We start from the raw sequence: 17,684 nt of genomic DNA on the forward strand, positions 1-17,684 counted from the left end.
GCGGCCTGCGGCAGCAGAAGGGCTCCTCGTGAAGCGTTACACGGCGCGCACGGCGCTGCTGGAGACGGTGATGATCGCCGTCGGCGCGGTCTTCGTCTTCCCTCTCTACGTCCTGGTCAACCTGTCGATACGCCGCCCGGACGACCCTGCCTCCCCGGTGGCGCTGACGACGTCGCCCACCTTGGCCAACTACGCCGACGCCTGGCAGGCGGCCGGGCTGGGCGCCGCTCTGGCCAACAGCGCGATCGTCACGCTGGCCAGCCTGGTGGTGATCGTCATCGTCTCGGCGATGGCGGCCTACCCGCTGGCGCGCCTGACGAGCCGCTGGTCGCGATGGACGTTCCTGCTGTTCGCCCTCGGCCTGCTGCTGCCGGCTCAGCTCGCGCTGATCCCCCTGTACCAGAGCATGCGCGACCTCGGCCTGCTCGGCTCGGTGTGGTCGCTGGTCCTGTTCTACTGCGGCCTGCAGGTGCCCTTCAGTGTCTTCCTGTACGCGGGCTTCCTGCGGGCCGTGCCCGCCGAGTACGAGGAGGCGGCCGCCATCGACGGCTGCACACCGGTGCGGATGTTCTTCTCCATCGTCCTGCCGCTGCTACGGCCCGTCACCGGCACCGTCGCCATCCTCAACGCGATCTTCATCTGGAACGACTTCCTCACACCGCTGCTGTACCTGTCGGGCAGTGCGCAGCAGACGGTCCCGGTGGCGGTCTTCCAGTTCGTCGGCCAGTACGTCGCCGACTGGCACCTCGTCTTCGCCGGCCTGGTGATCAGCGTCGTCCCGATCCTGCTCATCTACTTCCTGATGCAGAAGCGGATCATCAAGGGCTTCGCCGGCGGCCTCAAGGGCTGATCACCGATCAACACATCCCAGGAGAACCACCATGACCAACCGACGGCTGCCCGCGGCGCTGTGCGTCCTGGCGACTGGCGCCCTGCTGGCCGCCTGCAGCAACACCCCAACCCCGCCTGGGAGCGGCACGGCCTCGGCCGCCCTGCGCATCGCCTCCAACTCCAGCGAGAAGATCGCGCTGGACGCGACGATCGCCGCGTTCAAGCAGGCCAATCCCGGCATCGACGTGCAGGTCACCTATGCCGACACCGACCCGTACCTGACCACCTTGCGCACGCAGCTCTCCTCGGGCACCGCCCCTGACGTCTTTTTCGTCTTCCCCGCGAAAGGGAACGCCGGCGCGGTCCAGGTGCTGGCGCCGTCCGGCTATCTCCAGGATCTGTCCGCCCGTTCCTGGGCCGGGCAGGTCCCGCAGGACGTCAAGGCCGTCACCCAGGCCGACGGCAAGCAGTACCTTCTGCCGGTCACCTTCACCGGCATCGGTGCCATCTACAACAAGAAGGCCATGCGGGAGGTCGGCGGCTCCGAACCCACCACCTGGGCGGACGTGCTCGACCTGTGCGACAAGGCCAAGGCTGCGGGCAAGAGCGCTTTCGCCCTGGGCAACCAGACGCCCTGGGTGACCCAGCTCATCGACTACGCGCTCGTCGCCACCCTCGTCCACACCCCCGGCTCCACCTTCGACGCCGACCTGGCCGGCGGCAAGACGAGCTTCGCCGCCTCCGCCGGGTGGAAGGGCGCCATGGACAAGTATCTGGAGCTGAACAAGCGCGGCTGCTTCTCCAAGGACCCGCTCGGCACCCCGGTCGAGACCGCGCTCCAGCAGGTCGGCAAGGGCGAGGCCGTCGCGGCCGTCCAGGTTCTGTCCACCGCCGGGCAGATCAGGGACGCCGCGGCCCAAGGCACCGAGCTGGGCATGTTCCCGCTGCCGGCGACCGACGACGCCCAGGCCACCCGGATGCCGGGCGCGGTCGGCACCTCCTACGCGATCAACGCCAAGGCCCGCAACCAGGCCGCCGCCGAGAAGTTCATCGACTTTCTCGCCCAGCCGCAGACCATGAACGACTACGCCGCCAAGAGCAACGCCGCCCCCGCGATCCCCAACGACGCCTTCACCCCCGACCCCGCCTTCGCCGCGCTCCTGGACTACCAGAAGTCGGGCAGGACCGTGCCGTTCATGGATCAGTCTTGGCCCAACCCGAAGGTCCAGCAGGCTCATCTGAGCGGCGTGCAGGAGCTCTTCTCCGGCGCCGCCAGCCCGCAGGACGTGCTGACCGAGATGGACAAGGCCTACAAGAGCAACTGACTCCCCCTGCCGCAAAGGAGGCCGTTCTTGAAACGGCTGGACTGAAGTTGACGGGATCCCGTCTGATCTTGGCGATCGGGCGGGATCTGAGGTTGTCACTAGAGTGATAACCCCGGGCTGTCCTGAAGCTGATTGAAAACGCGGTTTCGGTGTGGCTTGTGTCCATGCGATGGAGCCGGACGTCATGCAGCTGCGGCGCGTCGAATGGCCTCCAGATCAGATGGGATGCCAGATGGTGGACGTGCCGTCCATCAGTGAGCCCAAGCGGCGCTGGAGCTCGGCGCGGATGTCGGGTTGATCGGCGGAGCGGATATAGGCGGCCAGAGATCGGATCTCGCGAGCGCTTCTCAGAAGGCGCGCGGCAGGGTGGTGTTCAAGTTCGGGGTCGATTCCATAGGCATGGCAGAAGCTGGTCCACAATGCATACGGGCGTCCGAATCGGCGGTGCCCCATCATCATCGGAATGAAGTCCTGCAAGCGAGGACCGTAGGCTACGGAGTCCCAGTCCCCCAGAAGCCAGCGAGTGCCGTCGAAGAACAGGTTGCCGGTGTGGGCGTCACCGTGTAGGAGCCCGTACCCGAGGGGCGGATCAAGCTCGGCGCGGGCGGTCTCGATGCGGGCGCAGCGGTCCAAAAGCCAGGTCCGCTGCTCTACGGTGAGCGCGGCGCCGGCCGGACTGGAGGTGAGGTCGGCGCGAAGGGTGCCCAAAGGTTGTGAGGCGGGCACCGTCACGGGCGGATCCAGGTGATGCAGGCGACGCAGGAGTTGCGCCAAGTCTTGTGGGTGGGGCAGGGCCTGGCGCTTGTTGGTGACGTAGTGCCAGACGGTGGCGATCCAGCCATTGACAGTGGCGGGTTGGTCCACGGCGAGCGGTCGGATCGTGGGGAAGCCTTCGTCGGCCAGCCAGGTGGTGATCTGTACGGCCGCGCGCGCACGTTCGAGAACTGCCGCGTTGCCGGGCGCGTGCCGTAGCCGTAGCACAAAGTTGGAGCGGGGCAGGTGGTATACGGCGTTGGCGCGCAGGTGGAGAAGCTGGGCTCCGTGAGCGTCCAACTCGAGCAGGGCACAGGCCTCGGCGAGCGGAGGGGCGGGCATCGAGGGGTGACCGCCCTCTCGTCAGGCGCCGAGTTCGGCGTGGAGGTAATCGGTGAACTCTCGCGCGTCGGAATTGTTGGCATGACGATCGGATGTTTTCAGCCGAGCGGCGAAGTTTCGCACGTGCGCCACGGCGCGGGCGGAGGTGAGTTCCTTGGCCGCGCGTACAGCGGGGCGAGCGTGAGCTAGGGCGCCATCGAGGTCGTCCAGGTCTAGGCGGGCATGCGCCGCGTGCACTTGGTTGAACTGGGTGGAGCGCAGGTATCCACTGGCGAAACCGGCCAGGGCCTGCTCGGCGTACTCAGCGGCACGCTGGTGCTCGCCGATGAGCTGCCAGCAGAAGCCTGCCTCTGCGGCCAGCTCGGCTGGGCCATAGGTAGTGATCCAAGCCGGATCGTCATGCCGGGTAGTGGACGCGTAGGAGTCCTCCGCGTCCGCGAGCAGGGTGGTCACCTGTCGGCGAGCGTACGAGTCAGGCTGCTCGGTATCGGCGGCCACGGCAAAGGCGCGCGCCTGGCGTATATGCAAGAGTGCCATCACCCGCGGTGAGGCATGTCCGCGCTCTCCGGCCTCGACCGCGGCACTGGCCAGGCGAACAGCCCAGCGGCCGTGGTCCAGGTCGCACGCCTGATGAGCGAGGGTAGCCAGCACCCAGGCGCTGGTCAGATCATCATCGGCCTGTTTGGCCAGTTTGAGCGCCTGACCCAGATGCTGCTGAGCCTGGCCATGAGCGCCCAGGTCGAAAGCCATCCACCCAGCAGTCCTCGACATCCGCGCGGCGGCACTCATCAAGCCCTGGCCGACCTCTTCGCTGTAGCGGCCGCGCAGCAGCGGGGCAAGCGTGGAGTTCATGAAATCGGTGACGGCCGGGCGTACCAGGCCAGCACCGAACTGGTGGTCCATCTGAGTGAAGGCCTGGTGCGCCTCGTGCAGCCGCTGGACATCGGACCAGCCCACACGGACGCCTCCCGCGACTTTGCCTACCGGCGTGGGCGAAGTGCTGTCATAGCGCCAGGCCAGCAGCCATTCCCCCAACAACGCCGGCGCGAACGGCAGCGCCGCCAGCAGATAACGCCGTGAGGCATCCATCTCCCACCTCCACAACTGATCGACCCCGTCGGCCCCACAGGCCAGAAAATCGATGTCATCCATGTGGTCACCATCGGGAACGACACACGATGATGTCCGGGTCTCCAGCCAGCGCTCGACCTCGGCCGCCTCAACCTGCCAGACCTCGGCCAGACGAGCGCGGTAGACGGGGCGCACGCATTGCTGCCCGCGTTCCCATCGAGCCCAGGTTGTCGTGGAAACCCCGATCTGTTCGGCGGCTTGCTCCTGGGTCAGACCGTGCCGGATGCGGGCGCGCACCAATTCGGGACGACTGTCCTGATGCTGCCGTCTGGGCTGGTTCACCGCGTGCCACGCTCCCTCACCGTCTAGGGGACCACACAGTGTGGATCGACAACAGCCAATAAGCCAGTCCACGGCCGAAACGACCAGCAAACGACCACCGCACCGGCACCGGCCATGATGCACCGCAGCAAACGCCCAGGTCACGCCGTTCACAACGGACACCGACGCCGGGTTGCATGGACCACGTCACAGTGCGTGACCTCGCGGGCTGCCACGCCCCGCACTGTGACGAAACGGGAGATCCTCGCCCGGCCGTGATCCTGCCGCAGACCGGCCGGGCGAGTCCCAGTTTCGAAAGAAACTTCGATGCCGGCGGCTTGAGCGCTCGACCGGGACACGCAGGAAGGAGTGCCGGATGCCGCCATGGGCTGGCCAGGACGAGGAGGCGGTGGCGTCTCCTTCCCAGGCGTCTGTCGCCTCCGCGATGCGGACGGACACCGCTGTGCACCATCACGCGCCCTCACCAAAGGCGCGTACCCCGGCGTCCTCTGCCCTGGCCAGCCCTCTTTCGATGGGTGATCCCCGCAACACCGCGACACCTCGGAATGGCCGGGTCCGTCCGAGCTCTGTGCCTCCGCAATGTCCACCACCAAGCCGCGTGAGCAGGTGGGTGCCCTATCAACGCCTCACCGGTAAGTCCGCTCGTATCAGGGACGTGTGCTGCTGTGACGCCTACGAGTTCGCATGCGAGGGCGGCCACTATCTGATCCTGCGGCGCAACGGCCTCGGTCACCTTGAAGAAACCGGACGAGGCCGTTACGCCCAGGCGCGCAAGATCTGGGACCAGCTACTGATCGAGCATGCCCAGAACTGTGAGCAGGGCAACGTAAGGGGGGCGAGGAGATCTTGAACGTGGCGCCCTTGGCGACTCTCGCCGCCTTCACCGCTGTCCCTTCCGGGTCTCCGACCGTTGTTGTCACCCTTCCCGGCCTGACGGGTGGCTGTTGTTGCCGCCCGGGGTGGTGGGGTCGAGCAGCGCCTGCAGCCCGCGTACCGGCACCGCGTACCGTCCGCCGATCCTCAGCACCCGGCACGGGAACTCGCCCACCTTGGCCAGGCGGTATGCCTTGGTGCGACCGATGCCGAGCAGTCGTCCGGCCGTCAGCAGGCTGACCACCTCTGACCGTACATCGGCCTCGGTTGCCTGGCGTTGGGCTGGGGTTGTGCTGGTCATGCAGCACCTCCATAAGCATTGGTGAACAGGGCTATACAGGATGCGCGGCCGGTGGTGCGACTGTGGTGGACGCTGCGCCACCGGTCCGACTCCGTGCGGCCAGGTCCGAGGACCGCCCGTTCATGGAACGGGCGGTCACAGCCCCGACCCCGTGGTTCCGGTAGGGCGCAGGTCTACGCCCGCGCCCCGACTCCGGGCCAGGAACAGGGGACGTATCACGGACTACCCCAAATCGCGGTCGTCCCAGCGGTCATGTCGATGGTTGGGGCCGAACTCGCCCGGCGGCGCGGAAGGTTTGCGGAAAACCAGCAGGTCCTCATGAGCGACGGCGTGAATGGGCAGGCCGCGCGCCCACGCCTTACGCGCCTCATACAGCTGGAAGAACGACGCCCGGTTCAGCAGGTGGCCCTGGCCCAGCCCGCACAGCAGACACACGATCCGGTCCGCGAACGCCAGGCCCGCTTCCTTCGCCACCTGGTGGATGTGACCAGGCAAATCGACCAGCTCACCGCGAGCCCGATATGGCCGCACCGTGATCGCCGCCACCCCGCCAGGACACAGGAGCTCCATGCATCCGGCCAGGATGCGACCGAATCCCTCCAGCAATGCCGGGAGCTGCTGATGGGCGAGGTTTCCGCGATCGGTCGAGTAGTGCTGGTTCCACTTGCGCACACCCGGTTCGCCAGTGTCGCGGGTGGAGCGGATGTGGCCGTGGGTGTGTGCGCCGTACGGCGGGGAGGTCAGCACCAGCGCCGCTTGCCCGGTCAGATCCGGCAACAGCCGGGTGATGTTGCGGGCGTCTCCGGCTACCACCCGCCCGAAGCCGGACGCTCCCTGCTTCTTGGCAAGACCGAGGTTCGCGACGGCCAGGCGTGCCCATATCTCCTCGTACTCCACGCCCACGGCGTGCCTGCCCAGATGGGCGGCTTCGACCAGGGTGGTGCCGATCCCGCACATCGGGTCGACCACCAGCTCGCCCGGCCGGGTGTAGGAGGCGATCACTCGGGCGGCGATCGAGGGAAGCATCTTGCCCGGATGCCGCATCGACTCCGGCACGTACCGGCCGCGTCGCTGCACGCGCGAGGGCTGCTGTCCTGTGGCCCATACCGACGTCGTCACCTCGGCCATCAACGCCCACCTCCTACCTGGGCAACGGTCCCGGCAGCAATCGGCGAGGCAGCAGCGTCCGAAGGTGTCGTTTCTGGGTCTTGAGGCGCGGAAAGCCCCCTTGGCCGAGTGAACAGCAGCACGTCCGAGTGCACCTGGGCACTGGCCGGCAATCCAGCACAGGCCGGGAGTTCCTGCAGCGCGCGCAGGCCGCGACGCAGGGGGTCCGGTTCGATGCGCTCGCCACGAGCGGGGTGGCGCAGGGCGATGATGTGCTGCAGATATGCCAGCCCCGCCTCGCGGGCCTGGACGATGATCTCCGGCAGCGGGTCGACCACATCACCTTGCCGGTGCAGGCCGGCCACCACGGCCAGATGTCCGTCTGGCTTCACCAGTCTCGCCGCCGCCGTGATGCTGTGCGCCTTGGCCGCATCCGGCGGGCTTGGCCGGCCGGCGTGTCGGCCCGGCCGGTCGCAGGTCTGCTCCATCACCACCAGCCCCACCCTGCCGACGAGGTCGGCATACGGCGTCTCGTCGTCGTCGAGGTCAGTGATCCGAAGGTCGGTGACCTCCAGGTCGTGGGCGGGATGGGTACGCGCGAGCCGGGTCCAGATCACGCCCGCGCGGGCGGCGTCGGTAAAAGCAGCCACGGGCAGGCAGCCCGCCGTCAACGCGGCCGTGACCAGTTGGTGGTCGGTGGCGCCGAGATGGACCACCGTGTCGCCCAGCCGAGTACACACCGCGATGAGGTGGCGGGCCAGCGGGCCGTTGACCAGATGACAACAGCCCTCCGTGCAGGCAGGGACGGATTCGGTGTCGGCTGCCACCAGCCACACGGTCAGCGGCAGATGCCCCTTGGTGATCGGTGTGGAGGTAGTGGAGGTGCCCGACGAAGTGGTGGTGATGGGTTCGGTCATGTGGGTGTGGCCCGAGTACCGGGTCAGCGATCCCTGTCACTGATCCAAATACCGGCCCGGGAGCCTGAGTCGGGACAGGCCGTCAAGCAAAACTTCGGCAATGCCTGCCGCTACCGTCCTGTTCGGTGGTGTTCTCGGTTCGCTCTTCTCTGCAAGCCCTTGGTCAAGTGCACCGTCCGAGTCCGAGCGTCCTCGTGCCGCACACGTTTTCGCAGGTCATAGCATTTTCGTGCACACGTCGTACATGCTTCGGACAGCATCCGTCACCCGGCTTCATCTCCCCTGGCCACCGCTTCCGCGCAGCATCGGCCCACTTAGAGAAGACACGGACCCGGCCGTGTCAGCGGGAGGTGGCTCGCATGAGCAGCCGGAAGGAGGAGCTGGCCCAACGCCGCTTCGCCTAGCTCGTCGACCAGTTCAAGGCGATGATGACCGCCAACCTGAGACCGAAGTACCGCGGCTTCTACGGCCAGCTCATCCTCAACCGCGACGTTGTGACGGAACTAGGAGAGCTCGCGGACCTCCGACGGGCCGCACGAGCAGCCGGTCGCCAGCTCGGCTGGCGGGTACACACTCATGTAGCCAGCAACGGGACCTTCGTCATCATCGACGACCGTGACCCTCGCCAGGAGATCCGCGAGCTGGCAGGCCGTCTCGGCCGCCATCTCCCGAGCCCGGGCGGAGGCTCGCATGCTCCACCAGCCAGCCCATCACCCGACCGATCAACCCCGCCGAAGACTCCTGACCTTGCGCGGCAGCTCGCCTGCCGCAATGCGCCCCAACGTCTGGACCCAGGTGCGGTCTTCGGTTCGAGTCCGGATCCACCCCGTTGAGGCAATCTTGACGCGAGAGTTTCGGCGTATCTCGTTCTCGCAGGTCAGGCCGCTTTCCCTACCCAGCATCGTGGGATGCGACTTGGTGCCAATCAGCAGGCGCAGATGCCATTTCTCGACGTTTTCCCAGGTCATCCTTGCTTCAGACGTGTGATCCAAAGCTGACGTGATCTTTGCCCTGTCCGATGTCTGATCATTTCCCGTCCGGTTTTTGCCCAGACCCACTGGCGGGATGGCGACGTCCGAACCAACACATCTTTCGGGAGCGTCGCCATGTCTCACCCTTCGGCCCGCCTGTCTGCAGACATCGCCAGCCCGATCATCAACAGCCTGTCGTCGTCCGCCCCCATCCTCGAAACGTCAGATCAGAAGCGCAGCGACAACGTGCCCGGGCTGGCCAATACGCTGCCGCTCGACGTGGCCGAGTGCGCCTTCCACCTGCTCATGCGCGGCCCGGACCCGCTATCGGTCGACGGCGCGGCCCTCGGGCAGGGGCTCCCGGCCCGGCCGATCCCGATGGACGAACTGCGGATGATCCTGCTGCACCCGTCCTGCTCGCGCACCATCCGCGACGACGTCTGGCGGCACCTCATCGACCAGGCCCGCACCCATCGAGGAGCGTGGATGGTATCCGCAGTCGCACTCGCCCTCCCGATGCTGCGTCGCCTCGTCACCGCGCTCACCACCAAGATTCACCCCAAGCAGGGCGACCGCCCGGCCCGTGCTGATCGGGAAGATCTGGAAGCCGAAGTGCTGACCGCCTACATGGAAGCCATGGCCCGGGTGAATCTGGCCTGGTCGCACCCCGTATTGCGGCTGTCGCGGCTCACCCAGTTCGCCGTGTTGCGCGCCTACGCGCCGCAGCGGCCCGCCCTGCTGGCCGACCCCGACGTCGTAGACCGTCCCGAGGAGCGGCAGCACGCGCTCGCCTACCCGGCCGGCCACCCTGATCTGCTGCTGGCTCAGGCGGTTGCTCAAGGGGTCATCACCGAACTTGAGGCGGAACTCATCGGCTTCACCCGGCTGGAGGACATCTCGCTCAGCTCCTACTGCCGCCGCCGCGGCTTGCTCTATTGCACCGCGCTCAAGCGTCGTCAGCGCGCTGAAAATGCCCTCTACCAGGCCCTTTTCAACCGCAGCCGGTAGCAATCGCATAAGCCACGCGTGAGTCGAGCAGCAAAGCCTGCGCAAAATCCGCTGGCCCCGATGTCCTAACTCGGCTCTTCGACCTGGTTTTTAGCCAGGTGAGAAGGCAGCGCGGAGGGTGCCGAGCCCCGGCGGCGAGGCCCCTGGTCACCGGTCCCTGTCATCCGGCCCAGCCCACCGCTTCCGACCTTGCGAAGGAGGACGCCCACCCGCCCCGCAGCTGGGCTCGGCACCTCCGCGCTGTCCTCTACCCGCAACCCGCCCGCGACCGCCGTTCGCCTCGCTTCACCGCCCTGGGAGGCAGCACATGACCCGCCCGCGCCGCACCACCTCACCACAGGCCCACAGCCTCAAGATTTGTCTCATCGTCCTGGTCGTTCTCGGCGGTCTCGTCGTGGGCACCCTGCTCGAATACGTCATCGTCCATGCCGTCGCCTTCGCCGACTCCACCAGCCTGATACCGGTCAACGCGGCGGCGGCCCCGTCCTCGCTGAACGCGGTGATCGACAACCTGCGTAACGTCATCGTCGGTCTGCTGGTGGCTCTGGCCACTCTCTTCCTCACCGTCGGAGGAGTCCGTTACATCCTGGCCGGCGGTGACCCCGGCGAGGTCGAAGCCGCCAAGAAGACCCTGCGTTACGCCGCTCTCGGCTACGGCATCGCGGTGCTGGCTCCCCTGCTGGTGAGCATTCTCAAAGGCATTGTTGGAGCCTGAGGATGCCGTACCTCGCACGGCTCCAGGCGTCGAAGCGGCTGCCGCGGCTGGGCACAGCGCTGGCCTTGGCTCTGGTCACTCTGCTGGCCGGACTTGCCGGCACCGCACCGGCTCACGCCGATCCGACACTCACACCCACGGCGGCGCCGTCGCCTTCCGCCGGCCCGGTTCCCGCGCGCCAGGTGACCTATGTTCCGCCAACCCAGCAGTCGCCGTCCGCACCGTCCCCGCCGCCCGCGAGTGTGCAGGAGTGCGGGTGGACGGACATTGGCTGCAAGATCAACCAGGCGATGAACGGCTGGTTTACCGCCCTGGTGACCGACGCGATCAACCCGGCCTTCGTCCTGGTCGGCAGCGTCCTCCTCTCCGCACCGCCACCCGTGATGCTGGAACGAGTTCAGGAGCTGTCCGGCCACGTACGCCTGGTCGCTAACGCGCTGCTGGCGCTGATGGTGCTGGTCGGTGGCGTAATCGTAATGGCCTACGGCAGCCTCCAGACCTCCACCACACCCAGTGAGGTCATCCCGCGCCTGGTCGTGGCGGTGATCGCATTGAACTCCTCGCTGACCATCTGCCAGCAGGCGATCGGACTGGCCAACGCTATGGTCACCGCACTGCTTGGCGACGGGGTCGACGGGCAGCGGGCCGGGAACCTGCTCGCCGCCAAGGTGGACGGCCTGATCAAGGACCCCGAGGGCACCGTGCTGTTCCTGGTGCTGCTGATCGGCGCGGCGGCGCTGATGGGGCTGATTCTCGCCTTCATCGGCCTCATCCGCATCACGCTGCTGCTGTTCCTCATCATCGCCGCACCGCTTGCGCTGCTGTGCCACGCGCTTCCACAGACCGAGGGCATTGCCAAGCTGTGGTGGCGGTGCTTCTTCGGTCTGCTGGCCGTCCAGGTCCTGCAAGCCCTCGGGCTGATCCTGGCGTTCAAGCTGTTCCTCACCGATTCTGCCGCCGCCTACCCGCTCAAACCCGCGGCCCCAGGTACAGGCGACGCGGTAGAGGCGCTGGTACAGCCCACCGCGAACCGGGCCCTGGACGCGCTCATCGTGATCGGCATCCTGTTCGTCCTGATAAAGATTCCCGGCTGGGTGGCCAGGACGATCTGGCAGCAGGGCCAGCCCAACATGTTGAAACGACTGATCAAGACCCTGCTCGTCTACAAGACGTTCGGCGCCGCCCGCGCCCTCGGTAAGGCCAGGCATACCGCCATCCGTAAGAGCGCTGCGCAAGCCGCGCATCGGCGCGGCAGGCCGCCCAGCCGAGGCCGTCCCGGCTCTCAAGGCCCACACCCGCGCGGCCCACGTCGCCCGGGCCCGCAGCCGCCACCCAGTTCATCGGGAGCCGCCATGCCCAACGGCACGCCCATGTGGCAGCAACTCGCGTTGCCGGTCAACCTGCCACCCCACCTACCACCGACGCCGCCATCTGGAAGCACAGCCACGGCCAGCAGGCGAGCTTGGCAGGGTACCCAGCTCGCCCTACCGTTCCCGGTTTCCCGCGTACCGCGTCCGCCCACGCCACCCGGCCCGCCCTACCGGACGGCGTCGCGGCCATGGATACGACCCCGGCCGCCCTGGATTCAGGATCGGCTTCCCGGCATGCCCACCCGCGCACCCCGGCCGGGCCAGTTGCGCCTGCGGCTCGACCCGCCACCCCGTCGCATCCCCCGCGCGGACCGTCAGCCACGAAGGGAGAGCCGATGAAGCACGAGGTTGAACCTCCGCCACTGCTAGCGCGCATTCCTGCCGACATTGACCAGCCGGACAAAATCGCCTACGGGCTCACCTTTCGCCAGATCCTCATCATCACCCTCACCGGCGGGATTGCTGCAGCTGTCTACTACCTGTGTCACCGGCTGCTGCCCGTGGTCATCCTGGCCGCGATGCTGCTACCGTTCCTGGCCCTCGGCCTCACGGTCGCGCTTGGACGCCGCGACGGACTGAGCCTGGACCGCTTCGCGTTGGCAGCCTTGTTGTTCGCCGGAGCTCGCAAGAGATTGGTCGCCGCTCCCGAGGGAGTAGCCGGGCCGCCCCGCTGGTGTCGCCTGCGCGGCAAGCTGCCCGCGCCGCTGCGGCTGCCGGTACGCGCCATCCGTACTGACGGCGCACTTGAACTCGCCGACGGAGGCGTCGCCGTTCTCGTGGAGACCAGCACGCTGTCCTTCCATCTACGCACCACGAGCGAACAGGCCGCGCTGGTCGGAGCATTCGGGCGATGGCTGAACTCGTTGGAAGCGCCCGTGCAACTACTGGCCCGAGCCCGGCCCGCGGACCTGTCCGACCTGATCCAGACCATCGAGCATCAGGCAGACGAGCTGCCGCATGCTGCGCTGGCTTCTGCGGCCCGCGACCACGCCGGCTATCTGGCCGAGCTGAACAGCTCCCGCGAACTGCTCACCCGGCAGGTCCTTGTCGTACTCCGCGACCATCCCGCCAGCAGCCGAGGGCGCCGCTCGGTGCGGCGCGACGCCTCGGCGGCGGTCGTCTTGCGCAGGGCCACAGAAGCCGAGCGCGCCCTGGCCGCGCTCGGCATCAACACCCGCGTCTTGGATGCCCAAGAGGCCGCCCAGGCACTCACTGAGTGCCTGGACCCCAGCGGCTGGCATCCGCTCGGCCGAATCCTCCCGGACGAGCCGATATCTGGGACAGCGCAGCACCACGCCGCCGCACGCACCTTCGGGAGGGACACATGAAACTCCGCCGCCGTCTTCACGAACGAGAACTTGGGACACTGCTTCACCCGGCCGCCGTCCAGGTCGGTACCCGGACCATCACCTTGCCCAACGCCGTCTCCGCGTCGTTCGCCGTGACCGGCTACCCGCGAGAAGTCGGCGCTGGCTGGCTGGAACCTCTGCTCACCTATCCCGGCCACCTGGATGTCTCCCTGCACATCCAGCCGATCCCGCAGCAGGTCGCGGCGATGCGGCTGCGACGGCAGCTCGCCCGCCTGGAGTCGGCCAGCCGCGCCGACGCCCAGCACGGCAGGCTCGCCGACTTCGCGGCAGAGGCCGCCGCCGATGACGCCACCGACTTGGCCGACAGCCTCGCCCGCGGCCACGGCCGCCTGTTCAAGGTCGGCCTCTACCTCACCATCCACGCGTCCTCGGAGCCGGAACTGGCCGCCGAGGTCGAACGAGTCCGGGCGCTCGCGTCCTCGCTGTTGCTCGATGCTCAGCCGGCGACCTTCCGCGCCTTGCAGGGCTGGACGACCGGTCTTCCGCTCGGAGTCGACTCCCTGGGCGCGACGCGCACCTTCGACACGGCCGCGCTGGCGGCCGCCTTCCCGTTCACCTCACCCGACCTGCCGACCGAGGTCGAAGAGGCAGGAGTGCTGTACGGGCTGAGCGCCACCAGCTGCGGGGTGATCCTGTGGGACCGCTACGCGCAGGACAACCACAACTCCGTCGTGTTGGCCAGATCCGGCGCGGGCAAGAGCTTCTTCACCAAACTTGAAACGCTCCGCCTGCTCTACCAGGGGGTCGAGGTCGCCGTCGTCGACCCCGAAGACGAATACGCTCGCCTGGCACGAGCGGTCGGCGGAACCTGCCTGCACCTCGGCGCCGCCGGAGTGCGATGGAATCCCTTCGACCTACCCGCCAGTCAGGGCCCCCGCGACGACGTCCTGTCACGCCGGGCGATGTTCCTGCAGACGCTCATCGCCACCATGCTCGGCGGCCAGCTCAGCGCGCAGGCACGAGCGGTACTGGACTCGGCGATCATCGCCGCTTACCAGGCGGCCGGGATCACCCGCGACCCCACTACGTGGACCCGGCCCGCACCGCTCCTCGCCGATCTGGTCACCACTCTTACCAAAACCGCCAAGACCGCCGGTCCTGCGGGGGCGGAGCTTGCCGCGCAGCTCGCCCCGTATGTCTCCGGCTCTTACCGAGAGCTGTTCGACGGCCCCACCACCACCCGCCCGTCCGGGCACCTGATCGTCTTTTCACTGCGTGACCTGCCCGAAGAGATGAAAGCGGTCGGCACGCTGCTGGCACTGGACGCCATCTGGCGGCAGGTCGCCAACCCGCGCAACCGCAGAAAACGCCTTGTCGTCGTGGATGAGGCCTGGCTGCTGATGAAGGAACCCGAGGGAGCACGATTCCTGTTTCGGATGGCTAAGGCCGCACGCAAGCACTGGGCCGGGCTCGCCGTCGTCACCCAGGACGCCGCCGACCTGCTCGGCTCCGAGCTCGGGCAGGCCATCGTGGCCAACGCGGCCAACCAGATCCTCCTGCGCCAGGCGCCGCAGGCCATCGGCGCGGTCGGGGATGCCTTCGACCTGACCGACGGCGAGCGTCAGTTCCTGCTCACTGCCGAACGCGGCGAGGCACTCCTGGTCGCCGGCCCCGCCAGCCGAGCCGCCTTCCACGTCATCGCCTCGCCTCGGGAGATCGAGCTGATCACCACCGACCCCGTCCAGCTGATCCGACTCGACCAGCACGATCAACACGGCCAGCTCCAGGCTCAAGCGGCGCAACCACCCAGCTCGCCCGGCTTGCCCGAGATCGGCACCGCTGACCAGGACGACGACGGCGAGAGCGACCCGCTGTGACTGTCATCCCGTCAGCTCTCCAGGATGAGCCGTGCCGGCTGTGCAGCATCGACGACCACGACGTCCAGGCCGCGCTCGACTTCCTCGCCGAGCTTCCTGGTCGTCTGCCCGAACTCGCCCTCGCTTACGGCCCACGCCTCGCCTTGGCTCTCGCCGTCGTCTGGTCCCTGGCCGCCGGCGTACGCCACCTGTTCGGCTGGCTCCGCCACATCGACAAGACGCCCGAGGCCCGGCTCGTCGAGATTTCCAGCCCGCCCCGCAGCGACCCCGAGGGCGCCGTGGTGCTGTGGCGCCAGCTCGTCGGCCTGCTCCGACCCGCCTGGAAGCGCCTGCTCACCGGACAACCGCACCTGGTGTGGGAGTACTACGGAAGCGAGGCGGGGGTGCGCATCCGGCTATGGGTGCCCGGCCTCATCCCGCCCGGGATCGTGGAGAAGGCCGTCCAAGCTGCCTGGCCAGGCTCGACCACGACCACAAGCGCCGCCACCCCGCCCTTCCACAAGAACTCCAAGGTTGCGGGCGGGCGGCTCGTCCTAGCCGCTCCGGAGCACTTTCCGCTCAGAACGGACCACGACCACGATCCGGTCCGATCGCTGCTGGAGGCCATGAGCGGACTGCGCGAGGGAGAGCACGCCGTCGTCCAGATCCTGGCCCGGCCCACCACCGGCCGACGTCTGCGTCATGCCTATCGAGCAGCAGCCGCTTTGCGCGGAGGGGGCAGCCGCAATCACGTCGGCCGCCTCTTCGATGAGGTTCTGCCCCTGCCCACCCATGCTCGCGACCACCGCCCCGGTGACCTCGCCCGCGACTTTCCGGAACGCACCGAACAGGTACGCGCGATCCTGGCCAAAGCCGGTCAGCCCCGGTACGAGGTGGCCATTCGCTACGCCGTCGCCACCGATCATGAACCCGCTGCAGCCCCGCAACCATCCGATGTCCGCGCCGGTGCCACGACGTCTCCGGAGCTGGTCCGCGGATGGCTGCGAGGTCAAGCACACACCCTGGCCGGTGTCTTCGCCCTCTTCTCCGGCAGCCACCAGTACCTGCGCCGAGTCCGCCTGTGGCACCCCCGTCGCGTGGTCGCCTCGCGTCGTCTCGACGTCGGCTATCTGTTGTCCGTTGCCGAGTTGGCCGCGCTCGCCCACCTGCCGTGGGACATGGACGCCCCCGGCATCACTCGCGCGGGTGCCCGTCCCATCGCCCCGTCCCCGGCCGTACCGCGCACGACAGCGGGAGGGACGGCCCGCATCCTGGGGGACGCCGACAGCGGCCCACAGCGGCCCGTCGCATTGCCCGTAGCCGACGCCCGTCACCACACCCACGTGCTCGGCGGCACCGGCGTCGGCAAATCCACCCTGCTGGCCAACCTCGTCCTGGCCGACGCCCACGCAGGGCGAGGCGCCCTGGTCATCGATCCCAAGGGCGACCTGGTCACGGACATCCTCAACCGGCTCCCCAAGCGAGCCATCGGCAGAACCGTGGTGTTCGACCCGCAAGACGACGCGCCGCCGCCGTCGATCAACATCCTCGCCGGGCACGACCCCACCTTCGCCGTCGACTCCGTCGTCACCATCTTCCACCGCTGCTTCTCCACAGCCTGGGGACCACGCGTGGATGACCTGCTCCGCTCCACCTGCCTCACCCTGACCAGCGTTCTCGGACGCAAGGCAACCCTGGCCGACGTACCGAGGTTGCTCACCGACCAGGCGTTCCGCGCGCAGATCACCGGCCGCCTGGACGACAGCCTGCTGGGCGGGTTCTGGGACTCCTACGAAGCCCTGACCCCAGCCGGGCAGGCCACGGTCATCGGTCCGGTGATGAACAAACTCCGGGCCGTCCTGCTCCGCCCCTTCGTCCGGCAGGCACTGGCCAGCCCAGACACCACCGTCCCCATCGGCCGGCTCCTTGACCAGGGTGGGCTGGTCCTCGCGCGACTCCCGAAGGGCATCCTCGGAGATGACGCCGCCCGGCTGTTCGGCTCCATCCTGCTCGCTCACACCTGGCAAGCCACCACCCGCCGCTCCACACTCGCCGAAACCGCCCGGCCCGACGCCTCGCTCGTTATCGACGAGTGCCATAACTTCTTGAACCTGCCCGGCCACATCAACGACGTACTCGCCGAAGCACGCGGCTACCGCCTGTCCCTGGTCCTGGCCCATCAACACCTCGATCAGCTACCAGCCGACCTGCGCGAAGCCCTGTCAGCCGACGCCCGCAACAAGGTCTACTTCGCCACCTCGCCCAAAGACGCAGGCGACCTCAAGCACCACACCGCGCCCCTGATCAACCCGCACGACCTCACTCACCTCGGCGCCTACCAAGCCGCCACCCGCCTCATCGTGAACGGCCAGCAAACCCCCGCGTTCACGCTGCGCACCCGGCCCTTGCCCACCGCCGTTGAGGGCCGCGAAGCCGAGATTCGTCAGGCGTCCCGTGAGCAGTTCACACAGCCCGGCACCGCGCCCAAGCTCCCCATCCGCAGGGTCCGCCAGGTCAGTGTTGATCTGGATGTGCGGCCCCGCCTCCAAGGCCAGCCCACAGCTCGTAACGAGCAGCTCGGCTAACCCCACC

Annotated in this window: 13 protein-coding genes; 8 read left to right on the plus strand and 5 right to left on the minus strand. The window is 68.0% G+C overall.

Annotation, left to right across the window (positions count from 1 at the left end):
• Window positions 1-850 (plus strand): carbohydrate ABC transporter permease (locus ABD292_RS48005; protein WP_344220045.1); only part of this gene is annotated, 850 nt, incomplete at its 5' end.
• Between the two features lie 31 nt (window positions 851-881).
• Window positions 882-2,156 carry an ABC transporter substrate-binding protein gene (locus ABD292_RS48010; protein WP_344220047.1) on the plus strand — a complete coding sequence of 425 codons (1,275 nt, stop codon included), beginning with the start codon at window positions 882-884 and terminating at the stop codon, window positions 2,154-2,156.
• A gap of 216 nt (window positions 2,157-2,372) precedes the next feature.
• Here ABD292_RS48010 and ABD292_RS48015 read toward each other — a convergent pair whose 3' ends face one another.
• The 5 genes from ABD292_RS48015 to ABD292_RS48035 all read right to left on the minus strand — a co-directional run bounded on the left by ABD292_RS48015 (window position 2,373) and on the right by ABD292_RS48035 (window position 7,862).
• On the minus strand, window positions 2,373-3,251 hold the full coding sequence (locus ABD292_RS48015; RefSeq protein ID WP_344220049.1) for a phosphotransferase enzyme family protein: 879 nt from the start codon (window positions 3,249-3,251) through the stop codon (window positions 2,373-2,375).
• Window positions 3,252-3,272: 21 nt separating this feature from the next.
• Entirely contained in the window at window positions 3,273-4,664 is a 1,392-nt protein-coding gene (locus ABD292_RS48020; protein WP_344220051.1) for a helix-turn-helix domain-containing protein, read from the minus strand.
• A 916-nt stretch (window positions 4,665-5,580) separates the two neighbouring features.
• Window positions 5,581-5,838 (minus strand): helix-turn-helix transcriptional regulator, encoded by a 258-nt coding sequence (locus tag ABD292_RS48025; RefSeq protein ID WP_344220053.1) that lies wholly within the window; start codon window positions 5,836-5,838, stop codon window positions 5,581-5,583.
• A 222-nt stretch (window positions 5,839-6,060) separates the two neighbouring features.
• Window positions 6,061-6,966 (minus strand): TRM11 family SAM-dependent methyltransferase, encoded by a 906-nt coding sequence (locus ABD292_RS48030; RefSeq protein WP_344220055.1) that lies wholly within the window; start codon window positions 6,964-6,966, stop codon window positions 6,061-6,063.
• Window positions 6,966-7,862: a hypothetical protein gene (locus ABD292_RS48035; protein WP_344220057.1), complete on the minus strand. Its 897-nt coding sequence runs from the start codon at window positions 7,860-7,862 to the stop codon at window positions 6,966-6,968. The genes ABD292_RS48030 and ABD292_RS48035 overlap by 1 nt, the downstream gene beginning before the upstream one ends.
• A 1,106-nt stretch (window positions 7,863-8,968) precedes the next feature.
• Here ABD292_RS48035 and ABD292_RS48040 point away from each other — a divergent pair.
• The 6 genes from ABD292_RS48040 to ABD292_RS48065 all read left to right on the plus strand — a co-directional run bounded on the left by ABD292_RS48040 (window position 8,969) and on the right by ABD292_RS48065 (window position 17,677).
• Window positions 8,969-9,841: a hypothetical protein gene (locus ABD292_RS48040; RefSeq protein WP_344220059.1), complete on the plus strand. Its 873-nt coding sequence runs from the start codon at window positions 8,969-8,971 to the stop codon at window positions 9,839-9,841.
• 307 nt (window positions 9,842-10,148) lie between these two features.
• Window positions 10,149-10,556 (plus strand): pilin, encoded by a 408-nt coding sequence (locus ABD292_RS48045; RefSeq protein WP_344220061.1) that lies wholly within the window; start codon window positions 10,149-10,151, stop codon window positions 10,554-10,556.
• Window positions 10,557-10,558: 2 nt separating this feature from the next.
• Window positions 10,559-12,265, plus strand: a complete 1,707-nt coding sequence (locus ABD292_RS48050; protein WP_344220063.1) for a TrbL/VirB6 family protein — start codon at window positions 10,559-10,561, stop codon at window positions 12,263-12,265.
• Window positions 12,262-13,254 carry a PrgI family protein gene (locus tag ABD292_RS48055; RefSeq protein ID WP_344220065.1) on the plus strand — a complete coding sequence of 331 codons (993 nt, stop codon included), beginning with the start codon at window positions 12,262-12,264 and terminating at the stop codon, window positions 13,252-13,254. Before ABD292_RS48050 ends, ABD292_RS48055 begins: the two co-directional genes overlap by 4 nt.
• 83 nt (window positions 13,255-13,337) lie before the next feature.
• Entirely contained in the window at window positions 13,338-15,113 is a 1,776-nt protein-coding gene (locus ABD292_RS48060; protein WP_344220067.1) for a VirB4 family type IV secretion system protein, read from the plus strand.
• The gene (locus ABD292_RS48065; protein WP_344220069.1) at window positions 15,110-17,677 is read left to right on the plus strand and encodes a type IV secretory system conjugative DNA transfer family protein; all 2,568 of its coding nucleotides are present in this window, start codon (window positions 15,110-15,112) and stop codon (window positions 17,675-17,677) included. The genes ABD292_RS48060 and ABD292_RS48065 overlap by 4 nt, the downstream gene beginning before the upstream one ends.
• Window positions 17,678-17,684 lie beyond the last annotated feature (7 nt).

Origin of the sequence: Nonomuraea bangladeshensis (genome assembly GCF_039529455.1) — a bacterium.
Lineage (GTDB): Bacteria > Actinomycetota > Actinomycetes > Streptosporangiales > Streptosporangiaceae > Nonomuraea > Nonomuraea bangladeshensis.

Excerpts from the sequence above, each read along its gene's own strand:
- ABD292_RS48030 (WP_344220055.1), bottom strand. The coding sequence starts at position 6,966 with ATGGCCGAGGTGACGACGTCGGTATGGGCCACAGGACAGCAGCCCTCG.
- ABD292_RS48010 (WP_344220047.1), top strand. The coding sequence starts at position 882 with ATGACCAACCGACGGCTGCCCGCGGCGCTGTGCGTCCTGGCGACTGGC.
- ABD292_RS48045 (WP_344220061.1), top strand. The coding sequence starts at position 10,149 with ATGACCCGCCCGCGCCGCACCACCTCACCACAGGCCCACAGCCTCAAG.
- ABD292_RS48050 (WP_344220063.1), top strand. The coding sequence starts at position 10,559 with ATGCCGTACCTCGCACGGCTCCAGGCGTCGAAGCGGCTGCCGCGGCTG.
- ABD292_RS48035 (WP_344220057.1), bottom strand. The coding sequence starts at position 7,862 with ATGACCGAACCCATCACCACCACTTCGTCGGGCACCTCCACTACCTCC.
- ABD292_RS48040 (WP_344220059.1), top strand. The coding sequence starts at position 8,969 with ATGTCTCACCCTTCGGCCCGCCTGTCTGCAGACATCGCCAGCCCGATC.
- ABD292_RS48025 (WP_344220053.1), bottom strand. The coding sequence starts at position 5,838 with ATGACCAGCACAACCCCAGCCCAACGCCAGGCAACCGAGGCCGATGTA.
- ABD292_RS48055 (WP_344220065.1), top strand. The coding sequence starts at position 12,262 with ATGAAGCACGAGGTTGAACCTCCGCCACTGCTAGCGCGCATTCCTGCC.
- ABD292_RS48015 (WP_344220049.1), bottom strand. The coding sequence starts at position 3,251 with ATGCCCGCCCCTCCGCTCGCCGAGGCCTGTGCCCTGCTCGAGTTGGAC.